This is a genomic window from Chitinophaga sp. (assembly GCF_039596455.1).
GTDB lineage: Bacteria > Bacteroidota > Bacteroidia > Chitinophagales > Chitinophagaceae > Chitinophaga.
Window position 1 is genome coordinate 235,351 of sequence record NZ_JBCNJR010000007.1, and the last position, 16,400, is coordinate 251,750.

Annotated in this window: 15 protein-coding genes; 9 read left to right on the plus strand and 6 right to left on the minus strand. The window is 54.3% G+C overall.

The features are described 5' to 3' along the window. Positions 1 to 11: 11 nt before the first annotated feature. Genes ABDW36_RS20410 through ABDW36_RS20425 form a run of 4 tightly spaced genes read left to right on the plus strand, consistent with a single transcriptional unit; the run spans position 12 to position 4,456 of the window. Positions 12 to 971, plus strand: a complete 960-nt coding sequence (locus tag ABDW36_RS20410) for a 3-hydroxyacyl-CoA dehydrogenase NAD-binding domain-containing protein (protein WP_343703771.1) — start codon at positions 12 to 14, stop codon at positions 969 to 971. Beyond that, positions 968 to 2,053 (plus strand): membrane dipeptidase, encoded by a 1,086-nt coding sequence (locus ABDW36_RS20415; RefSeq protein WP_343703772.1) that lies wholly within the window; start codon positions 968 to 970, stop codon positions 2,051 to 2,053. Before ABDW36_RS20410 ends, ABDW36_RS20415 begins: the two co-directional genes overlap by 4 nt. Positions 2,054 to 2,062: 9 nt before the next feature. After that, positions 2,063 to 3,421 carry a hypothetical protein gene (locus ABDW36_RS20420; protein ID WP_343703773.1) on the plus strand — a complete coding sequence of 453 codons (1,359 nt, stop codon included), beginning with the start codon at positions 2,063 to 2,065 and terminating at the stop codon, positions 3,419 to 3,421. Between the two features lie 12 nt (positions 3,422 to 3,433). Next, positions 3,434 to 4,456, plus strand: a complete 1,023-nt coding sequence (locus ABDW36_RS20425) for a sialidase family protein (protein ID WP_343703774.1) — start codon at positions 3,434 to 3,436, stop codon at positions 4,454 to 4,456. Positions 4,457 to 4,533: 77 nt separating this feature from the next. Here ABDW36_RS20425 and ABDW36_RS20430 read toward each other — a convergent pair whose 3' ends face one another. Next, positions 4,534 to 6,381: a family 20 glycosylhydrolase gene (locus ABDW36_RS20430; protein WP_343703775.1), complete on the minus strand. Its 1,848-nt coding sequence runs from the start codon at positions 6,379 to 6,381 to the stop codon at positions 4,534 to 4,536. 236 nt (positions 6,382 to 6,617) lie between these two features. Between ABDW36_RS20430 and ABDW36_RS20435 the strand changes: the two genes are divergently transcribed. Both ABDW36_RS20435 and ABDW36_RS20440 read left to right on the plus strand, forming a co-directional pair. Next, positions 6,618 to 8,312 (plus strand): tetratricopeptide repeat protein, encoded by a 1,695-nt coding sequence (locus ABDW36_RS20435; RefSeq protein WP_343703776.1) that lies wholly within the window; start codon positions 6,618 to 6,620, stop codon positions 8,310 to 8,312. Between the two features lie 92 nt (positions 8,313 to 8,404). Next, positions 8,405 to 11,758, plus strand: coding sequence for a gliding motility-associated C-terminal domain-containing protein (locus ABDW36_RS20440; protein WP_343703777.1), 3,354 nt, complete (start codon positions 8,405 to 8,407; stop codon positions 11,756 to 11,758). Positions 11,759 to 11,785: 27 nt separating this feature from the next. Here the strand turns inward: ABDW36_RS20440 and ABDW36_RS20445 are convergent, their stop codons facing one another. Further along, entirely contained in the window at positions 11,786 to 12,298 is a 513-nt protein-coding gene (locus ABDW36_RS20445; protein WP_343703778.1) for an ABC transporter permease subunit, read from the minus strand. 4 nt (positions 12,299 to 12,302) lie between these two features. On the opposite strand from ABDW36_RS20445, the gene ABDW36_RS20450 reads away from it, so the two are divergent. Continuing rightward, positions 12,303 to 12,542 (plus strand): hypothetical protein, encoded by a 240-nt coding sequence (locus tag ABDW36_RS20450; protein ID WP_343703779.1) that lies wholly within the window; start codon positions 12,303 to 12,305, stop codon positions 12,540 to 12,542. On the opposite strand, the gene ABDW36_RS20455 is transcribed toward ABDW36_RS20450, so the two are convergent. From ABDW36_RS20455 to ABDW36_RS20470, 4 genes are read right to left on the minus strand one after another with little or no spacing between them, the layout of a single operon-like run. Then, positions 12,532 to 13,098 carry a DUF6620 family protein gene (locus ABDW36_RS20455; RefSeq protein ID WP_343703780.1) on the minus strand — a complete coding sequence of 189 codons (567 nt, stop codon included), beginning with the start codon at positions 13,096 to 13,098 and terminating at the stop codon, positions 12,532 to 12,534. The genes ABDW36_RS20450 and ABDW36_RS20455 overlap by 11 nt on opposite strands. Before the next feature lie 11 nt (positions 13,099 to 13,109). After that, positions 13,110 to 13,856 (minus strand): hypothetical protein, encoded by a 747-nt coding sequence (locus ABDW36_RS20460; RefSeq protein WP_343703781.1) that lies wholly within the window; start codon positions 13,854 to 13,856, stop codon positions 13,110 to 13,112. After that, the gene (locus tag ABDW36_RS20465; protein ID WP_343703782.1) at positions 13,853 to 14,101 is read right to left on the minus strand and encodes a hypothetical protein; all 249 of its coding nucleotides are present in this window, start codon (positions 14,099 to 14,101) and stop codon (positions 13,853 to 13,855) included. Before ABDW36_RS20465 ends, ABDW36_RS20460 begins: the two co-directional genes overlap by 4 nt. Positions 14,102 to 14,103: 2 nt before the next feature. Further along, positions 14,104 to 15,039: an SPFH domain-containing protein gene (locus ABDW36_RS20470; RefSeq protein ID WP_343703783.1), complete on the minus strand. Its 936-nt coding sequence runs from the start codon at positions 15,037 to 15,039 to the stop codon at positions 14,104 to 14,106. Between the two features lie 71 nt (positions 15,040 to 15,110). Here ABDW36_RS20470 and ABDW36_RS20475 point away from each other — a divergent pair, with 71 nt between their 5' ends. Both ABDW36_RS20475 and ABDW36_RS20480 read left to right on the plus strand, forming a co-directional pair. Further along, positions 15,111 to 15,845: an IclR family transcriptional regulator gene (locus tag ABDW36_RS20475; protein WP_343703784.1), complete on the plus strand. Its 735-nt coding sequence runs from the start codon at positions 15,111 to 15,113 to the stop codon at positions 15,843 to 15,845. Between the two features lie 113 nt (positions 15,846 to 15,958). Further along, positions 15,959 to 16,393 (plus strand): VOC family protein, encoded by a 435-nt coding sequence (locus ABDW36_RS20480; protein WP_343703785.1) that lies wholly within the window; start codon positions 15,959 to 15,961, stop codon positions 16,391 to 16,393. Positions 16,394 to 16,400: the final 7 nt, after the last annotated feature.

Consider the following 16,400-nt stretch of genomic DNA (forward strand, 5'->3'; position numbering starts at 1 on the left):
ATCACCGAACTATGGAAAAAGGAAAAGAAGAACAAGCCCGGAAGGAGCCGCTGCTGGTATCCGGTAAAAGCCCGCTTGCATCAGGCATTGCAGTGTGCCTGCTGCAGGCAGGCCACCCGGTTACCCTGCATACCGCAGACGCGGCTGCCGCGGCCGGACAAATAGAAAAACATATTGAACAGGCCGGCAAATACGCCGGCCGCCGTATATCCGCGCAAGACTGCGAAATCACTTACCGCCTGCCCACGGGCCGCAATTTCAGCGCGGCCATTGCCGTAACGGCAGAATGTGAGCGTAGCAAAAGGCAGCTGCTGGCGGCCTTGGAAGGCATCATGCCGCCAGATGCGGTTATTGCGGTCAACACGGAGAGCATTCCCCTCAGCGCCCTGCAGGAAGGCGCCGCTCATCCCTTTCGCATCATTGGCGTGAACTGGGCGGAGCCGGCGCATACCACGCTTTTTCTCGAAATGATCGTGAACGGAACATGCCGGGAACCGCTGGTGCAGGCATTCAGGAAGATGGCCCTCGGCTGGGGGAAAGACCCTTACCTCATTACCGGGGAAGAAGGCATCCGCTCCCGTATGCTCAGCGCCCTGGCGCGTGAGGCATTTTACCTCGTGGAAAACGGGTATGCCACCCTGGAAGATATAGACCGCGCCTGCCGTAACGATGCTGGTTATTACCTGCCCTTTGCCGGCAACTTCCGGTATATGGACCTTATGGGCCCCTACGCGTACGGCCTGGTGATGAAAGACCTGAACCCCGAACTGGCCCGTGACAGCGAGCCGCCCCCGTTCATGAACGAGCTGGTGGCCGCCGGCCACACCGGTATGGACGCGGGAAAGGGCTTTTATGAATATAACCCTGAAGAGGCGGAAAACTGGAAGGCAGTGTTCAGCCGCTTCAGCTACCGCATACGGCAGCTGATGGACCGCTATCCTTTTGGAGAAAATGAAAAAAATAAAGTATGAAGGGTACCTTTATCGTAGATGCCCACCTGGACCTGGCCATGAATGCCATAGAGTGGAACCGTGACCTTACACAGCCGCTCAACAGCATCCGCCAGCGCGAGATGCATATGAAAGACAAGCCTGACCGCGGCCGGGGTACGGTGTGCCTGCCGGAATTGCGGAAAGGGAAAATTGGCCTGGTAGTAGCCACGCAGCTGGCGCGGTACACACCGCCCGGCAGCGCGCTGGCGGGCTGGCATTCCCCGCAGCAGGCCTGGGCCATGACGCAGGCGCAGCTGGCATGGTACCGGGAAATGGAAGCGCTGGGGGAAATGGTGCAGATCAAAGACCTGCCCGGCCTGGAAGCGCATCTGCAGCTGTGGGAAAATGAAACCGTGCCGGACGCGCAAAAGCCGGTTGGCTACATCCTGAGCCTGGAAGGAGCAGACTCGCTGGTGGATATTTCTTACCTGCACCGCTCTTACGAGAATGGGCTGCGGGCCGCAGGCCTGTCGCATTTCGGCCCCGGCCGGTATGCTCCCGGTACCAAAATGGAAGGGCCGCTGACAGAACAGGGCGTTGCCCTGCTGAAGGAAATGAGCAGCCTGAACATGATACTGGACGTAACCCACCTTACAGATGAAGGGTTTTACCAGGCGCTGGAATTGTACCAGGGCCCGGTATGGGCCAGCCATCACAACGTGAGGGCAATAGTGCCTACACAACGGCAGCTCACAGACCACCAGATACGCTGCCTCGTAGAAAGGGATGCCGTGATAGGAGGCATGCTGGATTGCTGGGCCATGGATATACGTTTTATAGATACCGTGTCTGACCCCTGGCAGCTCAATATCCGCCTGGAGCAACTGGTGGATCATTGGGACCACATCTGCCAGCTGGCCGGTAACAGCAGGCACGTAGCCATTGGCAGCGACCTGGACGGTATATTCGGTACGGAACAGTCGCCATGGGACATGCAATCCATCGCAGACCTGCAAAAGTTCCGGGATATACTTGGCCGCAGAGGCTATGCGCAGGAAGACATCAACAACATCCTGCACGGCAACTGGCTCCGGTTTTTAAGAAATGCCTGGGCTGCATAAAAAGAGTTTATGACACAAACAGTATTCAGGGCCGGCGCGGCCGCCACAGATATTACACCTTCCCCGGGAACGCTGGTGAACGGAGATTTTTTCCCGCACCGCGCCACCCATATTCATGACAGGCTGCATGCCCGGGCGCTGGTGCTGGAGCAAGGGGATATGCGGCTGGCCATAGTGGTGGTGGATATTTGCGTAATACCCCGCGGGATGATAGATGAGATCAAAACTATCATTGCCGGGCAAACGGGCATACCTGCCCCGCACATGCTTGTTTCCTGTACCCATACGCATGCAGCCGGTTCTGTGGGAGATATTTTTCTCACCCCGCCTGATGAAGCTTACGCCGCCTTGCTGCCCGGCCTGGTGGCCCAGGCGGTTATCTTGGCCATGGGGGAATTGCGGCCCGCGGTAATGGCGTACGGCTCTGTGCAGGCGCCGCAGCACGCAGTATGCCGCCGCTATTTCATGAAAGAAGGATATGTGCCGGAGAACCCCGTCAGCGGCGGTACGGATGCTGTCAAAACCAATCCCTTCGGCGCGGAACATATGATAGACCGCCGCGTGGCGGAAGCAGATACGGGCCTGAGTTTCCTGGCCGTAAAAGGAGCAGGCGGGGAGTGGATTTCCGTATTGGCCAATTATTCACTCCATTACGCGGGAGACTGGGAAAACGGGACTATTTCGCCTGATTATTTCGGCGTGTTTTCCCGCCATCTCACCCAACTGCTGGAAGCCGGCAGCGGTTTCCAGGCTATTATGAGCAATGGTACCAGCGGTGATGTGAACATATGGGATTTCCTGCAACCGCAGCGTTACCCCACGGCTCACTACGCCAAAAGTGACATCATTGGCAAAGACCTTGCGGAAGCGGTGTACAGCGCCCTGCCGCAGCTGGAGTGGAACGCCGCCCCCGTGCTGGCGGCAGCGCATGACGAGGTATTGCTCAAGGTTCGCAAACCCCTGCCGGCGGAAGTCAGTGCAGCGCGGGAACTGATGGCGGCTACGGATTACACCGCGCTCTCTTTCAACATGGACGCCTTGCGCCGCATTTATGCAAGAGAACAGGTGTTACTGGCAGATATGCCTGATGAACTGCTTTGCCCCGTGCAGGCCTTGCGCGCAGGAGATGTCACAATAGGCGCCCTGCCCGGCGAGTTCTTTGCAGGAACAGGGCTGCGCCTGAAGGAGGCCATGCCACATTATTTTACGATAGGGCTGGCCAATGCCAACCTTGGGTATGTACCGCCGCTGGCAGAGATGGAGCGCGGCGGCTATGAAACCTGGCGCTGCCGCAACAGCTTGCTGGAAGCCGCCGCAGAAGAGAAAATAACAGCCCGCCTGTTACAACTATTACAAAGCCTACAATAATTCATCAGCAATATGAGAATTTTATCAGCCATGTTCGCGGCCGCCATTTTTCTGCAGGCCTGCGCAAGCAACAAGGGAACTTCCGCCGGCGAAACCCCGGCGCCTGAAGTGGAAAAGATCTGGGACAAGGCGCCGCACAACGCCTTCACAGACCTGCTCCGCTTCAACAACGCTTTTTACTGCGCCTTCCGCGAAGGCAATGGCCACGTTTCCGGGCCGGACGGTAAAGCCAGGATACTCCGTTCAAAAGACGGTAAACAATGGGAAAGCGTGGCCTTGCTGGAAGTAAAAGACCGGGACGTGAGAGACCCCAAGCTGTCCATTACCCCAGACAACCGGATTATGGTGCTGATGGACGTGGAGGCGCATGAAGGTAAAAAGGTGATCAGCCGCAAGCCGCTGATATCCATATCCGACGCATCCGGCACCACGTTCAGCACCCCGGAGGAATCTGTGGTAGACCCGGCCATTGCTTCCTGGTCAGACTGGGTATGGCGCCTTACCTGGCTCGAGGGCACCGGTTACGCCATTCTCTACCAGATAGGAGCGGACAAGGTCTTTCTCGTCAGCACCAAAGACGGCCGCTATTTCCAAAGCGTATCGCAAATTGAAGTAGACGGCTATGCCAATGAAAGCACTATCCGTTTTGACAAGGATGGCAAAATGTACGTATTGATACGCCGGGATCAGGGTGACGGCATGGCCATGATAGCTACAGCAACCGCGCCGTACAAACAATGGGAGCTGTCGAAAATGAAACACCGGCTGGGCGGCCCCAACTTCCTTTTCCTCAATGATGAAACCCTGGTGATGGGCGTACGCAAGTATGTACCGAAAACAGGCACCGTGGTGTATGTAACTGACCTCAAAGGCAACGTGCTCAAAGGCATTGACGTGCCCAGCGGAGGAGACAACAGCTATCCCGGCATGTTGTTCCATAAAGGGAAGTTGTGGATGTCTTACTATTCTTCCCACGAAGGCAAAACATCCATTTACCTCGCTAAAATTCCGTTGAAGCAATTGAAAAGCCGGTAACCATACCGGCACAGGCATTATATAAAAAGGCCACCCTTGCAAGAGGGTGGCCTTTTTATATAACAGGCAGCAAGATATTACCGGGCGGATTTGCGGAGAATGGCCGTACCGCTCACCTGGCCGCGTACACGGTTGTCCTGGAAAACCGCCGCCTTGATATTTACCGGCAGGTCTACCTCGAAGGGCTGCCGGTATTGGGCAGAAGTGGCCGTAGGTTCGTTACCGTTAGTAGTGTACCGGATGTTGGGCCGGTAGCTGTCTGTTTGCAGCGTTACCCGCGCCTTGTTCCGCACAGAGTCTGTTTCTACTTTGAACATCACATTGTATGCGCTGGTGGCATAACCAATGCCGGCGTTATCATACCGCAGGTATTGGCTTTCCATGCGGCGGGTAAAGTCTTCCCAGTTTTTCCGCCCGGCGCTGCTCCAGCCTGTTTCCGCCATGGCTGCGGCGCGGGGGAAGGTCATATAGTTCGCTTTTTCAGGGCTGTGAATGTACTCGCACCATATGTTGGCCTGCACGCCCAGGATGAATTTGGCTTCTTCCGCATTCAGCTCCGCCGGCACCGGCTCATATTCATATACCTTCCGCAGGGGCACAAAACCGCCAATGCAATAAGGTTCCAGGTAAGCTTCTCCCTGGTAATAATCGAAGTACATAAAATTGTTAGGGGTCATTACTACGGGGTGAAGCTGCCGGGCAGCCTCAATGCCGCCCTTGGTACCGCGCCATGACATTACCGCTGCGTTGGGGGCCAGGCCGCCTTCCAGTATTTCGTCCCAGCCAATAATGCGCTTGCCTTTGGTTTGCAGGAATTGCTCTATACGGGTAATGAAGTAGCTCTGCAACTCGTGCTCATCTTTGAGCTTGTTGTCTTTGATGCGTTGCTGGCAGCGGCTGCAGGCTTTCCAGCGGTCTTTCGGGCATTCGTCTCCCCCAATGTGAATGATCTCGCCGGGGAAGAGGGCGGCCACTTCGGTGAGCACGTCTTCCAGGAAGGCGAAGGTTTTGTCGTTACCGGCGCAATACACATCTTTCTGGATACCCCATTTCACAGGCATTTCAAACGGCCCGCCGGTGCAGGACAGCTCCGGGTAAGCAGCCAGCGCAGACAGGCTGTGGCCGGGCATTTCAATTTCAGGCACCACCGTAATGAATTTGGATTGGGCGTAGGCCACAACTTCCTTCACTTCCTCCTGCGTATAAAAACCGCCGTGCGGATGGTCATTCACCCGGTTGTTGGTGAACTGGGTGCCATTGCGCCAGGCGCTTACGGAGGTGAGGCGGGGATACTTTTTGATCTCGATGCGCCAGCCATGGTCTTCTGTGAGATGCCAGTGGAAGGTATTGAGCTTGTGCATGGCCATGTAGTCTATATACTGCTTGATGTAGTCTACCGGGTAATAATAACGCCCTACATCCAGCATGAGGCCGCGCCAGCCGAAGCGGGGCTTGTCTGCAATGGTCACCGCGGGCAGCACCGGGCTTTTAGACGGGCCTGCCGGCAGCAGCTGCAGGATGGTTTGCGCCGCATAAAAAACACCGGCGGGCTGGGAGGCGCTGGCGGTGGCAAGGCCGGGCCTCACCGTCAGGCGGTAACCTTCATTGCCCAGCGTGTCTGCCTGCAGCCGCAGCACAATGGCGTTTACCGGCACCATTTTGCCCAGCGCGCCTACAGGTAATTGAAGGCCGCTTTGCCGGTGGATGCCGGCGGCCAGTTCTTTGGCCACGTTCTGGAGATCTTTGCTGCCTGCTTCCACCAGGATGCGTGTTTGCCGGTTGAGCGGAAAGCTGCCTTTGCCGGCCTGGATGTGGAGCGGGGCCGGGATAACGGAAAAAGACGTGTCTGCCGCCGGCGCCGCTATGGCTGTAGTGGCGGGCAGAAGGGCCAGGAACAACATCCTGGAGAGTTTGTTCATCTTCATGCTTTGGTTTTGAGAAAACGTTGATGGGCTGTTCATCTGTTTCGTGGAAGAATGCACAGCCTGTTAAAACGGGTTGATTACTGTAGGCGTGCACAAAATAGAAATTTAATCGGGATAATGAAAGCTTTTGAGTGGATCGTCACCAGTTATCCCCCCAACCCCGCCATCCACAAACCCGTATTTGGCGGGCATCCCCATATTGTTTAAATTACTGTACACCCCCTCAATTAACAACCATGGAAAAGCTGCGTACACTTCCCTGCATTTTCCTGCTTGCGCTGGCGGCTTGTAATAACAGCAACAAGGTGCCCACAGCGGCCACCATTTCCGCCATGAACCTGAAGCAGGGCAAAACCATTCTCTGCGGCCCGGCAGACAAGCAGCTGGGCGCCGTTTCATTCGAGACCTCCTGCTCCGGCAAAGTGAAGGAAGAGTTCAACATGGCGCTGGCCCTGCTGCATTCATTTGAATATGACGAGGCGGAAAAGGCCTTTGCCGCCATCATTCATAAAGAACCGGCCTGCGCCATGGCGTATTGGGGCGTGGCCATGAGCAATTTTCACCCGCTGTGGTCGCCGCCTGCTAAAGACGAGTTTGAAAAGGGCCGCAAGGCCGTGGCCATTGCACAGTCTATCAACAACAAATCAAAAAGGGAGACTGACTATATCAATGCCATAGCAGCATTTTATGAAGCAAACGCGACCCACCGCAACCGCTGCGCCAACTTTGAAAAAGCTATGGAACAGCTGCACCGGCAATACCCGGAAGATAAAGATGCGGCCGCGTTCTATGCGCTGGCGCTGAACAGCGCGGCAGACCCGGCAGATAAAACCTATGCCAAACAGCGGAAGGCAGGGGAGGTGCTGGCTTCTTTGGGGGCAGACAAGTCTTTTCACCCCGGCGTGATCCACTACGTGATACATAGTTACGATTATCCCGCCCTGGCAGCCATGGCGCTGCCGGCGGCGCAAAAGTACGCTTCTGTGGCGCCTTCCTCTGCGCATGCGCAGCACATGCCTTCACACATCTTTGTACGGCTGGGTCTCTGGAATGAAAGTATTTACGCCAACAAGGTGTCTGGCGCGGCTGCCAAATGTTACGCGGAGAGCCTGGGGCTTGACGGGCATTGGGATGAGGAGCTGCATAGCATGGATTACCTGGTGTACTCCTACCTGCAGCAGGCAGACAACCAGCGCGCCAAAGAGCAGTGCGACTACCTGCGCAGCATCAGGAAAATTTACCCGGAAACGCCGAAAGTGGTGTATGCTTTTTCCGCCATTCCCGCACGTTACGCGCTGGAAAACAGGCTGTGGGCGGAAGCGGCCGTGCTGGAGCCCCACTCTATGGCGGGCCTTAACTGGGACAAATATCCCTGGGAGAAAGCCATTGTACATTTTGCGCGGGCGCTTGGCGCGGTACACCAGAACCAACTGGATGTGGCCCGCGCGGAAGTGAAAGTGCTTCACCAGCTGCACGATGCATTGCTGCAGAAAGAGGAGGCTTACAAGGCCAACCAGGTGCAGATACAGGTGAAAGGGGCGGAAGCCTGGGTGCGGCTGAAAGAAGGAAAGCACGAAGAGGCGCTGCAGCTGATGACGGCAGCGGCCGTTATGGAAGAATCAACGCCCAAGCCGCCGGTAACGCCGGGTGAAGTGGCGCCCGCCAGGGAATTGCTGGGAGATATGCTCATGGCCATGAATAAACCGGCGGAAGCCCTGGAGGCTTATGAGATCAACCTGAAAGACCGGCCCAACCGGTTTAATGCGCTTTACAATGCGGGCCTTGCAGCGGAAAGGTCAGGTAATGCTGAAAAAGCGCGTTCTTACTATGCCCAGCTGCTCAAAACCTCCAATGCAACGGGCGCCAGCCGGCCGGAGCTGGCTGCCGCTCGGTTGTTCCTGGAAAAGAACAAGGTATTGGCCGCGAAATAGGCAATATGGTGTGCTGCTGAATATTCAGGGATTATTCTTATTTTAGGCCCTGCATATCCCTGCACGCTATGAGGAAGTTTCCCCGCATTTTAATGATTCTGCTACACCTGGCCTTCACCTCAAGGGCGGAAACTTTTGTGGTAACTTCCAATGCAGACAGCGGCCCCGGCACTTTACGGGAGGCTTTACAGAAAGCCGCCGCCAATGGTAGCACTGAGAAAGATTATATACATTTTAACCTTCCGTATACCACCTGGGATGAGCGTACTATTGTATTGTACAGCAGCCTGCCGGAGATCGGAAGCAACATTGTTATAGATGCCACCATGCAACCCGGAGACAAACTGGGCAGAAGTGATGCAGGGGTGGCTATCCTCCGGGCAGACGTCCTCAGTCCGTTGCCAGACAACCGCTTCTTTGCTTTCCAGATCAAAAATGCGGAGTACGTGGAAATATACGGGATTGCCCTCAAACATACTACCCAACGCTACTATGGTTACGGCATAACATTGGAGAATGCCCGGCATATCAGAATAGGCGCCAGCGGGAAAGGCAACCTGGTGTATGGTTTCAATAACGGATTTTACAACGACCAGGGTACCATTGAAGACCTTGTGGTGGAAGGGAACATGCTGGGCGTGGAGGAAGATGGCATAACCGGTAGCCCCTGCAATATACACCTGGAATCTGTGAATGGGATCGTTATGCAGGGCAATCACCTGGGTTCAGGTGGAATGGACGTGAATACCACCGGGGGGCCATTGATCGTGAAAGAGAATAAAATTGCGGTAGACTACACCGGAAACAGGGAAATACGGGCTTATGACGTGTGGCTCATGGGGAATGCTGACGATATAAAAATAACAGATAACCATATCGGTAACGGGCTGTTATACCTCATCAGGTTCATTCACCCCTTTGTAGTGCAGCGGAACAAAATTGGCACCGATGCCAGCGGGCAGCAGAAGCTCACCACTACGCTGCGGCATGAAGTAGGTTTGATGATGCTGGAATGCCAAAAAGGGCTGGTTGGCGGAGAGAACGGTAATGCCAACATTATAGCAGGCTGCGCATTTGCAGGGATCAATATGATCAATTGCCCCAGCGTTACCATCAGCGCCAACGAAATGTTTTGCAATACGGTGGGTATACATATATCCTGGTTCGAAGACCGGATCGGCCGCCCTAAACCTTTTGTGAATATCACTGAATGCTCTTCTGCAGGCACCGGGGGAACTGCTACCCCCAACTCCAGGATAGAGCTGTTTCAGCCCGATAATTGCGGCATTCTGATAGGCGCTCACTGCCAGGGCAGAAAATATATTACATCTGTAACCGCAGACGCCAACGGCAAGTGGTTCTATCCTTCCACTGCCGGTGTGGTGGTAACGGCTACTGACCCGCAGGGCGCCACGTCAGAGTATTCCACCGTAACCTTGGTGCATGACGAGAGTAACAAGGTGACAGACCCTACCTGCGGCAAGGCCAACGGTGCCATAAGAATGAAGGTAAGCCAGGGCCTGGTGATAGGATGGAAGGATGGCGCCGGCAACCTGATCAGCACGGATACCAGCCTGGTGAACGTACCCCCGGGAACCTACACGATGATTACTGCGGGCGCGGGCTGCAACACCTGCCTTTTTCATTCTAATTTCAGGCTGGAAGACAAAACGCCGTCTATCGATTCCCGTTTCATGCGTATCAGCCATTCTTCCTGTAATCAAAAAAACGGCTTTATTACGGGAGTGTATGTAAACGGCACCACGGCAAATACTTCCTACGCATGGCGCAATGAGGTGGGGGAAATAGTAGGGGACAAGCCGGAACTATATCCCATTGGACCGGGAAAATACACACTCACGGTCAGCATCAAAGAGGGAGATTGCCCGGCAGTGGCAGGGCCGTTTGAAATAAAAAGTATGTCTGGCCCGGTGCTAGACATCAGCAAGGCTGTTGTTACGCCGGCGCTTTGCAACCAGGCAAATGGCAGCATCGCAGGTATTACGGTGCAAGGCACGGGCACTGTTCAATATCAATGGGTAAATGAAGCGGGCAGCATTGTGAGTACGCTCCCTGACCTTACGGGTGCTGCCGCCGGAAAGTACGTGTTGAAGTATAAAGATGCCGGCGGTTGTGCCCAGGCCGTTTCGGATACTTTTACGCTGGGCAGTAATGGAAGCATCAGTGTATCAACGGCTAATTTGAAAATTACCCTGGCCAGCTGCACGGCAGACAACGGCGGCATCAGCGGTATAGAAACCACCGGGGCCACAAGCTTCAAATGGGTAAATGAGAACGGAGAAACGGTGGCGCAATCACCCAGCCTGGAAAATGCCCCGCCGGGAAAATACAGGCTGCTATTGAGCAATGCATATGGATGTGAGGTATCTACCGCTTTTATGGAGGTAACCCGGATGCAGGCTTCCGGCATGAGCGTGGAGCGGCTGGCTACGGTGCCTGCGCATTGTGGTGAAAATAACGGCGCCGTAACAGAACTTGTGATTAAGGGAAGCGTACCTGTTGCTTACAGGTGGGTAGACGACAGGCAGCAGCTAAGCAGCACTGAGCCTACAATGGGCAACCTGGCGCCGGGAACGTATCAGCTTCACGTTACAGACGCCGGAGGTTGTGAACAGCTTATTGCCACCGCAGTGATAGAAACGGCGCCCCTTCCGGCATTGGATGAGAGCCAGGTAAAGATCAGCCCGGACCAGTGCAACCAGCTTACCGGGGCCATTTCAGGAATTACCGCAAGCGGCGGGCAGCCCATCTCTTACACCTGGTATACCGGCAGCAATGCGGTTGCGGGCCATGGCCAGGGCCTGTCAGGCATCCCGGCGGGGGACTACTACCTGCTGGCAACAGACAAGTATGGCTGCAAGGCGCAAAGCGGAGTATATAACGTGCCAAACGTTGACAGGGTGCTGGCCGAGCCGCAGGTACAGCCTGTCACAATATTAAAAGGCATGCAGGCTACACTGAAGGTCACAGACCCGCTTCCGGGAATGTACTATTTATATGACCGCCCTGATGCCAACCCTTTGCAATACAACGAAGCAGGCCAGTTCGTGTTAGAGGGCATTGAGAAAACCACGCCATTCTATATTGCCCTGCAGTCTGGCACCTGTATAAGCCCCCGGAAGGAAGTAATGGTGAACGTGGTAGACGACGTGAAAGTAGTGGCGGCTACCGCTTTCAGTCCTAATAACGACGGCCGGAACGACCGTTTCCGCATTCACGCATACGGGCTTGCCAGGCTTGATTACTTCACCATTTTTAACCGCTGGGGAACGCCCGTATTTACAACCAATGATGCTGACGCATGGTGGAACGGGCAATTGAACAATATGCCCCAGTCCGCCGGCACGTACATCTGGGTAGTAAAGGGGCTGGACATAAGAGGAAACAATGTGGTGACATCCGGTCATGTGCTACTGATCAGATAATCTAATGCCCCTTTATTGCAATTCTTGTCACGTCCTGATCTCTCTTCGCATAAACAAATAATAAGACAAAGCAAAGCATACCACCGTGGCGGCAATGAGCCCGCTTACCTGCGGCCATACTACCAGCAGGCTTTCCCGCACGGAAATGGGCGCAGGAATGGCACCGGCCATTTGCTCCATGGTGAGCGGGCCCAGGCTGCGGACAGAAGGCATCAGCAGGGTAGTGGTGGCGTCTGTGAACAGCTGGCTGGGCACAAAGCGCAGGAAGGTGAGTATGATGTTGTTATAGGAAATGATCTGGCCTTCAGAAAGCGTGTTAGGGTCTGGCAGCAAGGCCCTGATGACGAGGTTCACCAGTATCTGGTAAAACACTGTGAAAAACAGCCAGATGGCAATAGCTGTCAGCGCTGAGGTGGCCGTTTGCCGGAACTTTACAGACAGCAGTACGGCAGCGGCCGTTATGGAAGAATCAACGCCCAAGCCGCCGGTAACGCCGGGTGAAGTGGCGCCCGCCAGGGAATTGCTGGGTGATATGCTCATGGCCATGAATAAACCGGCGGAAGCCCTGGAGGCTTATGAGATCAACCTGAAAGACCGGCCCAACCGGTTTAACGCGCTTTACAATGCGGGCCTTGCAGCGGAAAGGTCGGGCAACGCTGAAAAAGCGCGTTCTTACTATGCCCAGTTGCTCAAAACCTCCAATGCAACGGGCGCCAGCCGGCCAGAGCTGGCTGCCGCCCGGTTGTTCCTGGAAAAGAACAAGGTATTGGCCGTTAAAATGTAATATCGTCTGCCACATTGCCGCCCTGGTCTTCTGTAAACAGTTGCTGGTATTTGGCACGGTAGGCGTCCTGGCGTTGTGTGTAGGCCTGGAAATCGGCCTGTATATCTGCATGTATCTGCGCGTTCCATTTGGACGCGGCCATCTGGAAATCTCCCAGGGCAATGCCGTATTTGTCTGCTATCCACTGCGCGCCGTCCAGCCCGTATTCATAAGCTATGGAGCGCGCCACTTCCAGCTCCTGGTAAAAATCTTTGTCTGCCTTGATCTGCGCGGTGTAACCTTCTTCAGCGGAGGCTGCGGGCGCTGCGTTGCTGAATTTGGGATGCTGGTCTGCCTGGCCGAAGTACTGGCCAAAGAGCGTTACCACTTCAAAAGTGGAGTCTTGCTTCATGCGCTCCGTCCACAGCAGGCTGGCCTCCTGCCATACGGGTAGTTCAACGCCCAGGGCCTGCGCCACTGTTTCTTCTGTTAAGCCGTTGGCCTGTTTGGCGCAGGCGGCGCTGTAATCTTCCAGGCTGATGCCGTGAATGGGCGCTAATAATGGGTTCTGAGACATAAACATGGTATTTAAAGATGATCAATATGGTAATCCTCCAGCAGGCGGAGGTAGAATTTTTCGTTCTCCGCCGCCATGTCAGGGGTGATCTTGTTCCATTCATCGAACATGGCCCGGAGGTATTGTTTGTACAAAGCAGGGTTCTGAGGCTGGCTGTTTTCATACGCCTTCAGCAAATGGGCGGTACGCTGCTCTGCCAGGCTGCGGGCCTGGTGCAGCACCATGCGCGCGCCGCTGGAGGGTAAAAAGGTGTTCTGCGTCTGGCACCAGGGGCAGGTTACATACGTGGCAATGAAGAACATTTTTGGGATGCCGATGTGGCCGCTGCATTGTTTGCAGGTGAACTTGTCTTTGATCTGTTCAAAGGCAGCCATTTGCTCCTGGTAAAAAGTCTCAAGGTCCTGCTCACCGGCGGCTTCTTGCAGCAGGCTGGTGTAATAGTGCACCTTTTCCTCAAACTGGTAATGACGGTTGTAGCAGGCTTCCTGGAACGCAAAGGCGGTGTGCCCGGTGGTATACAGCAGGCCGATGATCTGCTGCTCCTTTACTTCAGTGGCCTTGGCGCGTATCTGGTTCAGCTGGCCGAGCAACCCGGCCAGCAGGCGGCCGTGTGTTCTTTTATACGGGTCTGTATCTTCTTCAAAAACTTTTTTGAGCTCAGGCACGGCGGCGGTGCACATTTCCTCCATGCGGACCTCCAGCTTTTCCAGGAAAACAAACCACCGCTCCTTCGTTTGCTGCATCACTTCGTTCATCATGAATTGTTTTCTTTCCTGATGTGAATGCCATCTGTAAGCCGGATGTTCATAAAGCTGAAGCCGCAATAGGCGCAGTGCGTCAAACCATGCCTGTAAGCCCTGCCGGCCCCGCAATTGGGGCAGTCCCGCGCTTCTATCCTTGCTTCCTCCTGCGGCACGTCACCACCATAATGTTGCTGGTTAATGGCTTTCTGCTTCAGCTTTTCCAGGTAGCTGAGGGTCTTTTTCTTTTCTTCGTCTGTCATGTCTACAGGAGTTTTAACAGCTCTTCTTTCTTGGCGGTATATTCTGCCTCAGTAATAAGCCCATCCTCAAAAAGCAGCTTCAGCTTTTTAAGGCGGGCCGTTACGTCTTCCGCCGGTTGGGCGGGTTGCTGCTGCTGCATCATGATGCTGAAGGCGGCTGCCTGCTTCACGGCGTCATTCAGCGCGGTATGGTCTTTACCGATGGCATTGGCGGAGTTGAAGCGGGTGAACTTGTCCATATCATTCACCATGTTCATGCCGGTAACGGTATCGTAATGTTTGAGCACGTCTTCCGGCAGGGTAGCGCTGGCAATGGTGAAGTGGGTCACTTCCAGCCCCAGCTCGTTGAAATAGGGCTGAATGAGGGGCTGCACCTTTTCATTCAGCGCAGTGAGGTTGCAGGCTACGTCTATCACAGAGATGTTGGCCTGCGCCAGCACTTCCGCAAATTTGGGCGCAATAAAATCACGCAGCTCCCACTCCAGTTCTGTTACGCTGAGCTGCGGCCAGGTGCCTGCGTATTGTTTAAAGAACCTGCCCACATCCGTTATCTGCACGTTGAAGGAACCGAACGCGCGCACGCGCACCTGGCCGAACTGCTGGTCTCGCATCAGTACCGGCGCAAGAGTACCCCATTTGAGGTTGATGAAAGGGTGGGTGTTGAAAAAATAGACGTCTGCCTTGAAGGGGCTTTTGAAGCCGTATTTCCAGCCTTTTAGGCGGGTAAGCAGGGGGATGTTGGCTGTTTCCAGCTTGTACTTGCCGGCAGTGAATACATCGGCCAGCTGGCCTTCATTCAGGAACAGGGCCTGCTGGCTTTCCCTTACGGTTAACATGGCGCCATCCTTTATTTCCTTGTCTCCATCCGCAAACTTCCACATCAGCATATTGGGGTGTGGCGTAACGGATTCAATAATCTCAATAAAAGGTAATTGCATAAACGGATTAACTATGTGTCATTAAAAATACAACTTTAGTTGTAAAGGAGCGCATTTGTTATATTTGGCCAATGATACAGGTAATCAACAGGGCAATTGACATATTGGAATACCTGGCTGCTGAGCCGGAAAGGCCCAAGCCGTTGGGCGAAATTGCCGGGCATTTAAATCTGAACGAAGGCACCTGCGCCAACATTATCAAAACCCTGGTACATAGAAAGTTTGTTGACAAGTTAGAGAAGCGGCAGGGGTACTGCCTGGGCGCAAGGGCCTATGCGCTTACCGGCAATGAGGGATATAAGAGAGAGCTGATAGCCGCGGCAAAAAAAGAAATGGAAAAGCTGACCGGCAAGCTGAATGAAAATTCCGTGCTGGCCGTGCTGAACAAAGAAACCCGCCTCGTGATTGCCAGTGTGAGCAGCACCCACCCGGTACAGGCCGTTACCAACCAGGAGAAACGCGCGTATGATTCCGCTTCCGGGCGCCTGCTGATAGGCATGCTGCCGGAAACGGAGCTGCTGGCTTTTCTTGAAAAATACGGTTTGCCGAAAGCAGGGGAGTGGGAAGAGGCGAAAGACAAAAAGTCTCTCCTGAAAGAAACCGCCAAGATCAGGCAGCAAGGTTATGCCATGCAAAAAACGGCCGGCAAGATAGTGGGGCTGGCCGTACCCGTATACCTGGGAGAAAAAGTAGTAGCCTCACTCAGTGTTTACCTGCCGGATTTCCGGTATAAAAATGCCAACAAGAATGAATTGATAGACCTGCTGGCCCAGGCTGCAGAAAAGATCAGCCGTTCGCTGGGCTAACGGAACAGCAGGGTAAAAAAAGGGATTGCGGGGTGCTGCCATCCCTTTTTTTATGTGTGAAAGCGCCGGCATGGATTGATGGAAATCGGCGTACTTTTACCAAAACTTATTTTATGCCACAAGTGAATCCGTACATCAATTTCAGGGGCAACTGCGAAGAAGCCTTCAAATTCTATCAGTCGGTATTCGGTGGAGAATTTCCGATGGTAGGCCGTTACAAAGACATGCCTAAAGATGATGCCCAGCATTTCGGGAATGTTGACGGGGAAAAGATCATGCACATGTCTCTCCCCATCAGCAAGGAAACCGTGCTGATGGGCAGTGACATTGGCGGTGAATGGGCCAAACAAACTGTAGACGGCAACAACATACAGCTGTCAGTGAACGTGGAATCGGAAAAAGAAGCAAAAAGGATCTTCGACGGGCTGTCTGCCGGCGGGAAAATCATGATGCCGCTGGAAAAAACCTTTTGGGGTGCGCTCTTTGGCTCTTTCACAGACAAGTTCGGCATTGTCTGGATGGTGAATTATGATTACGAAAAGAAGTAGCGCCCAT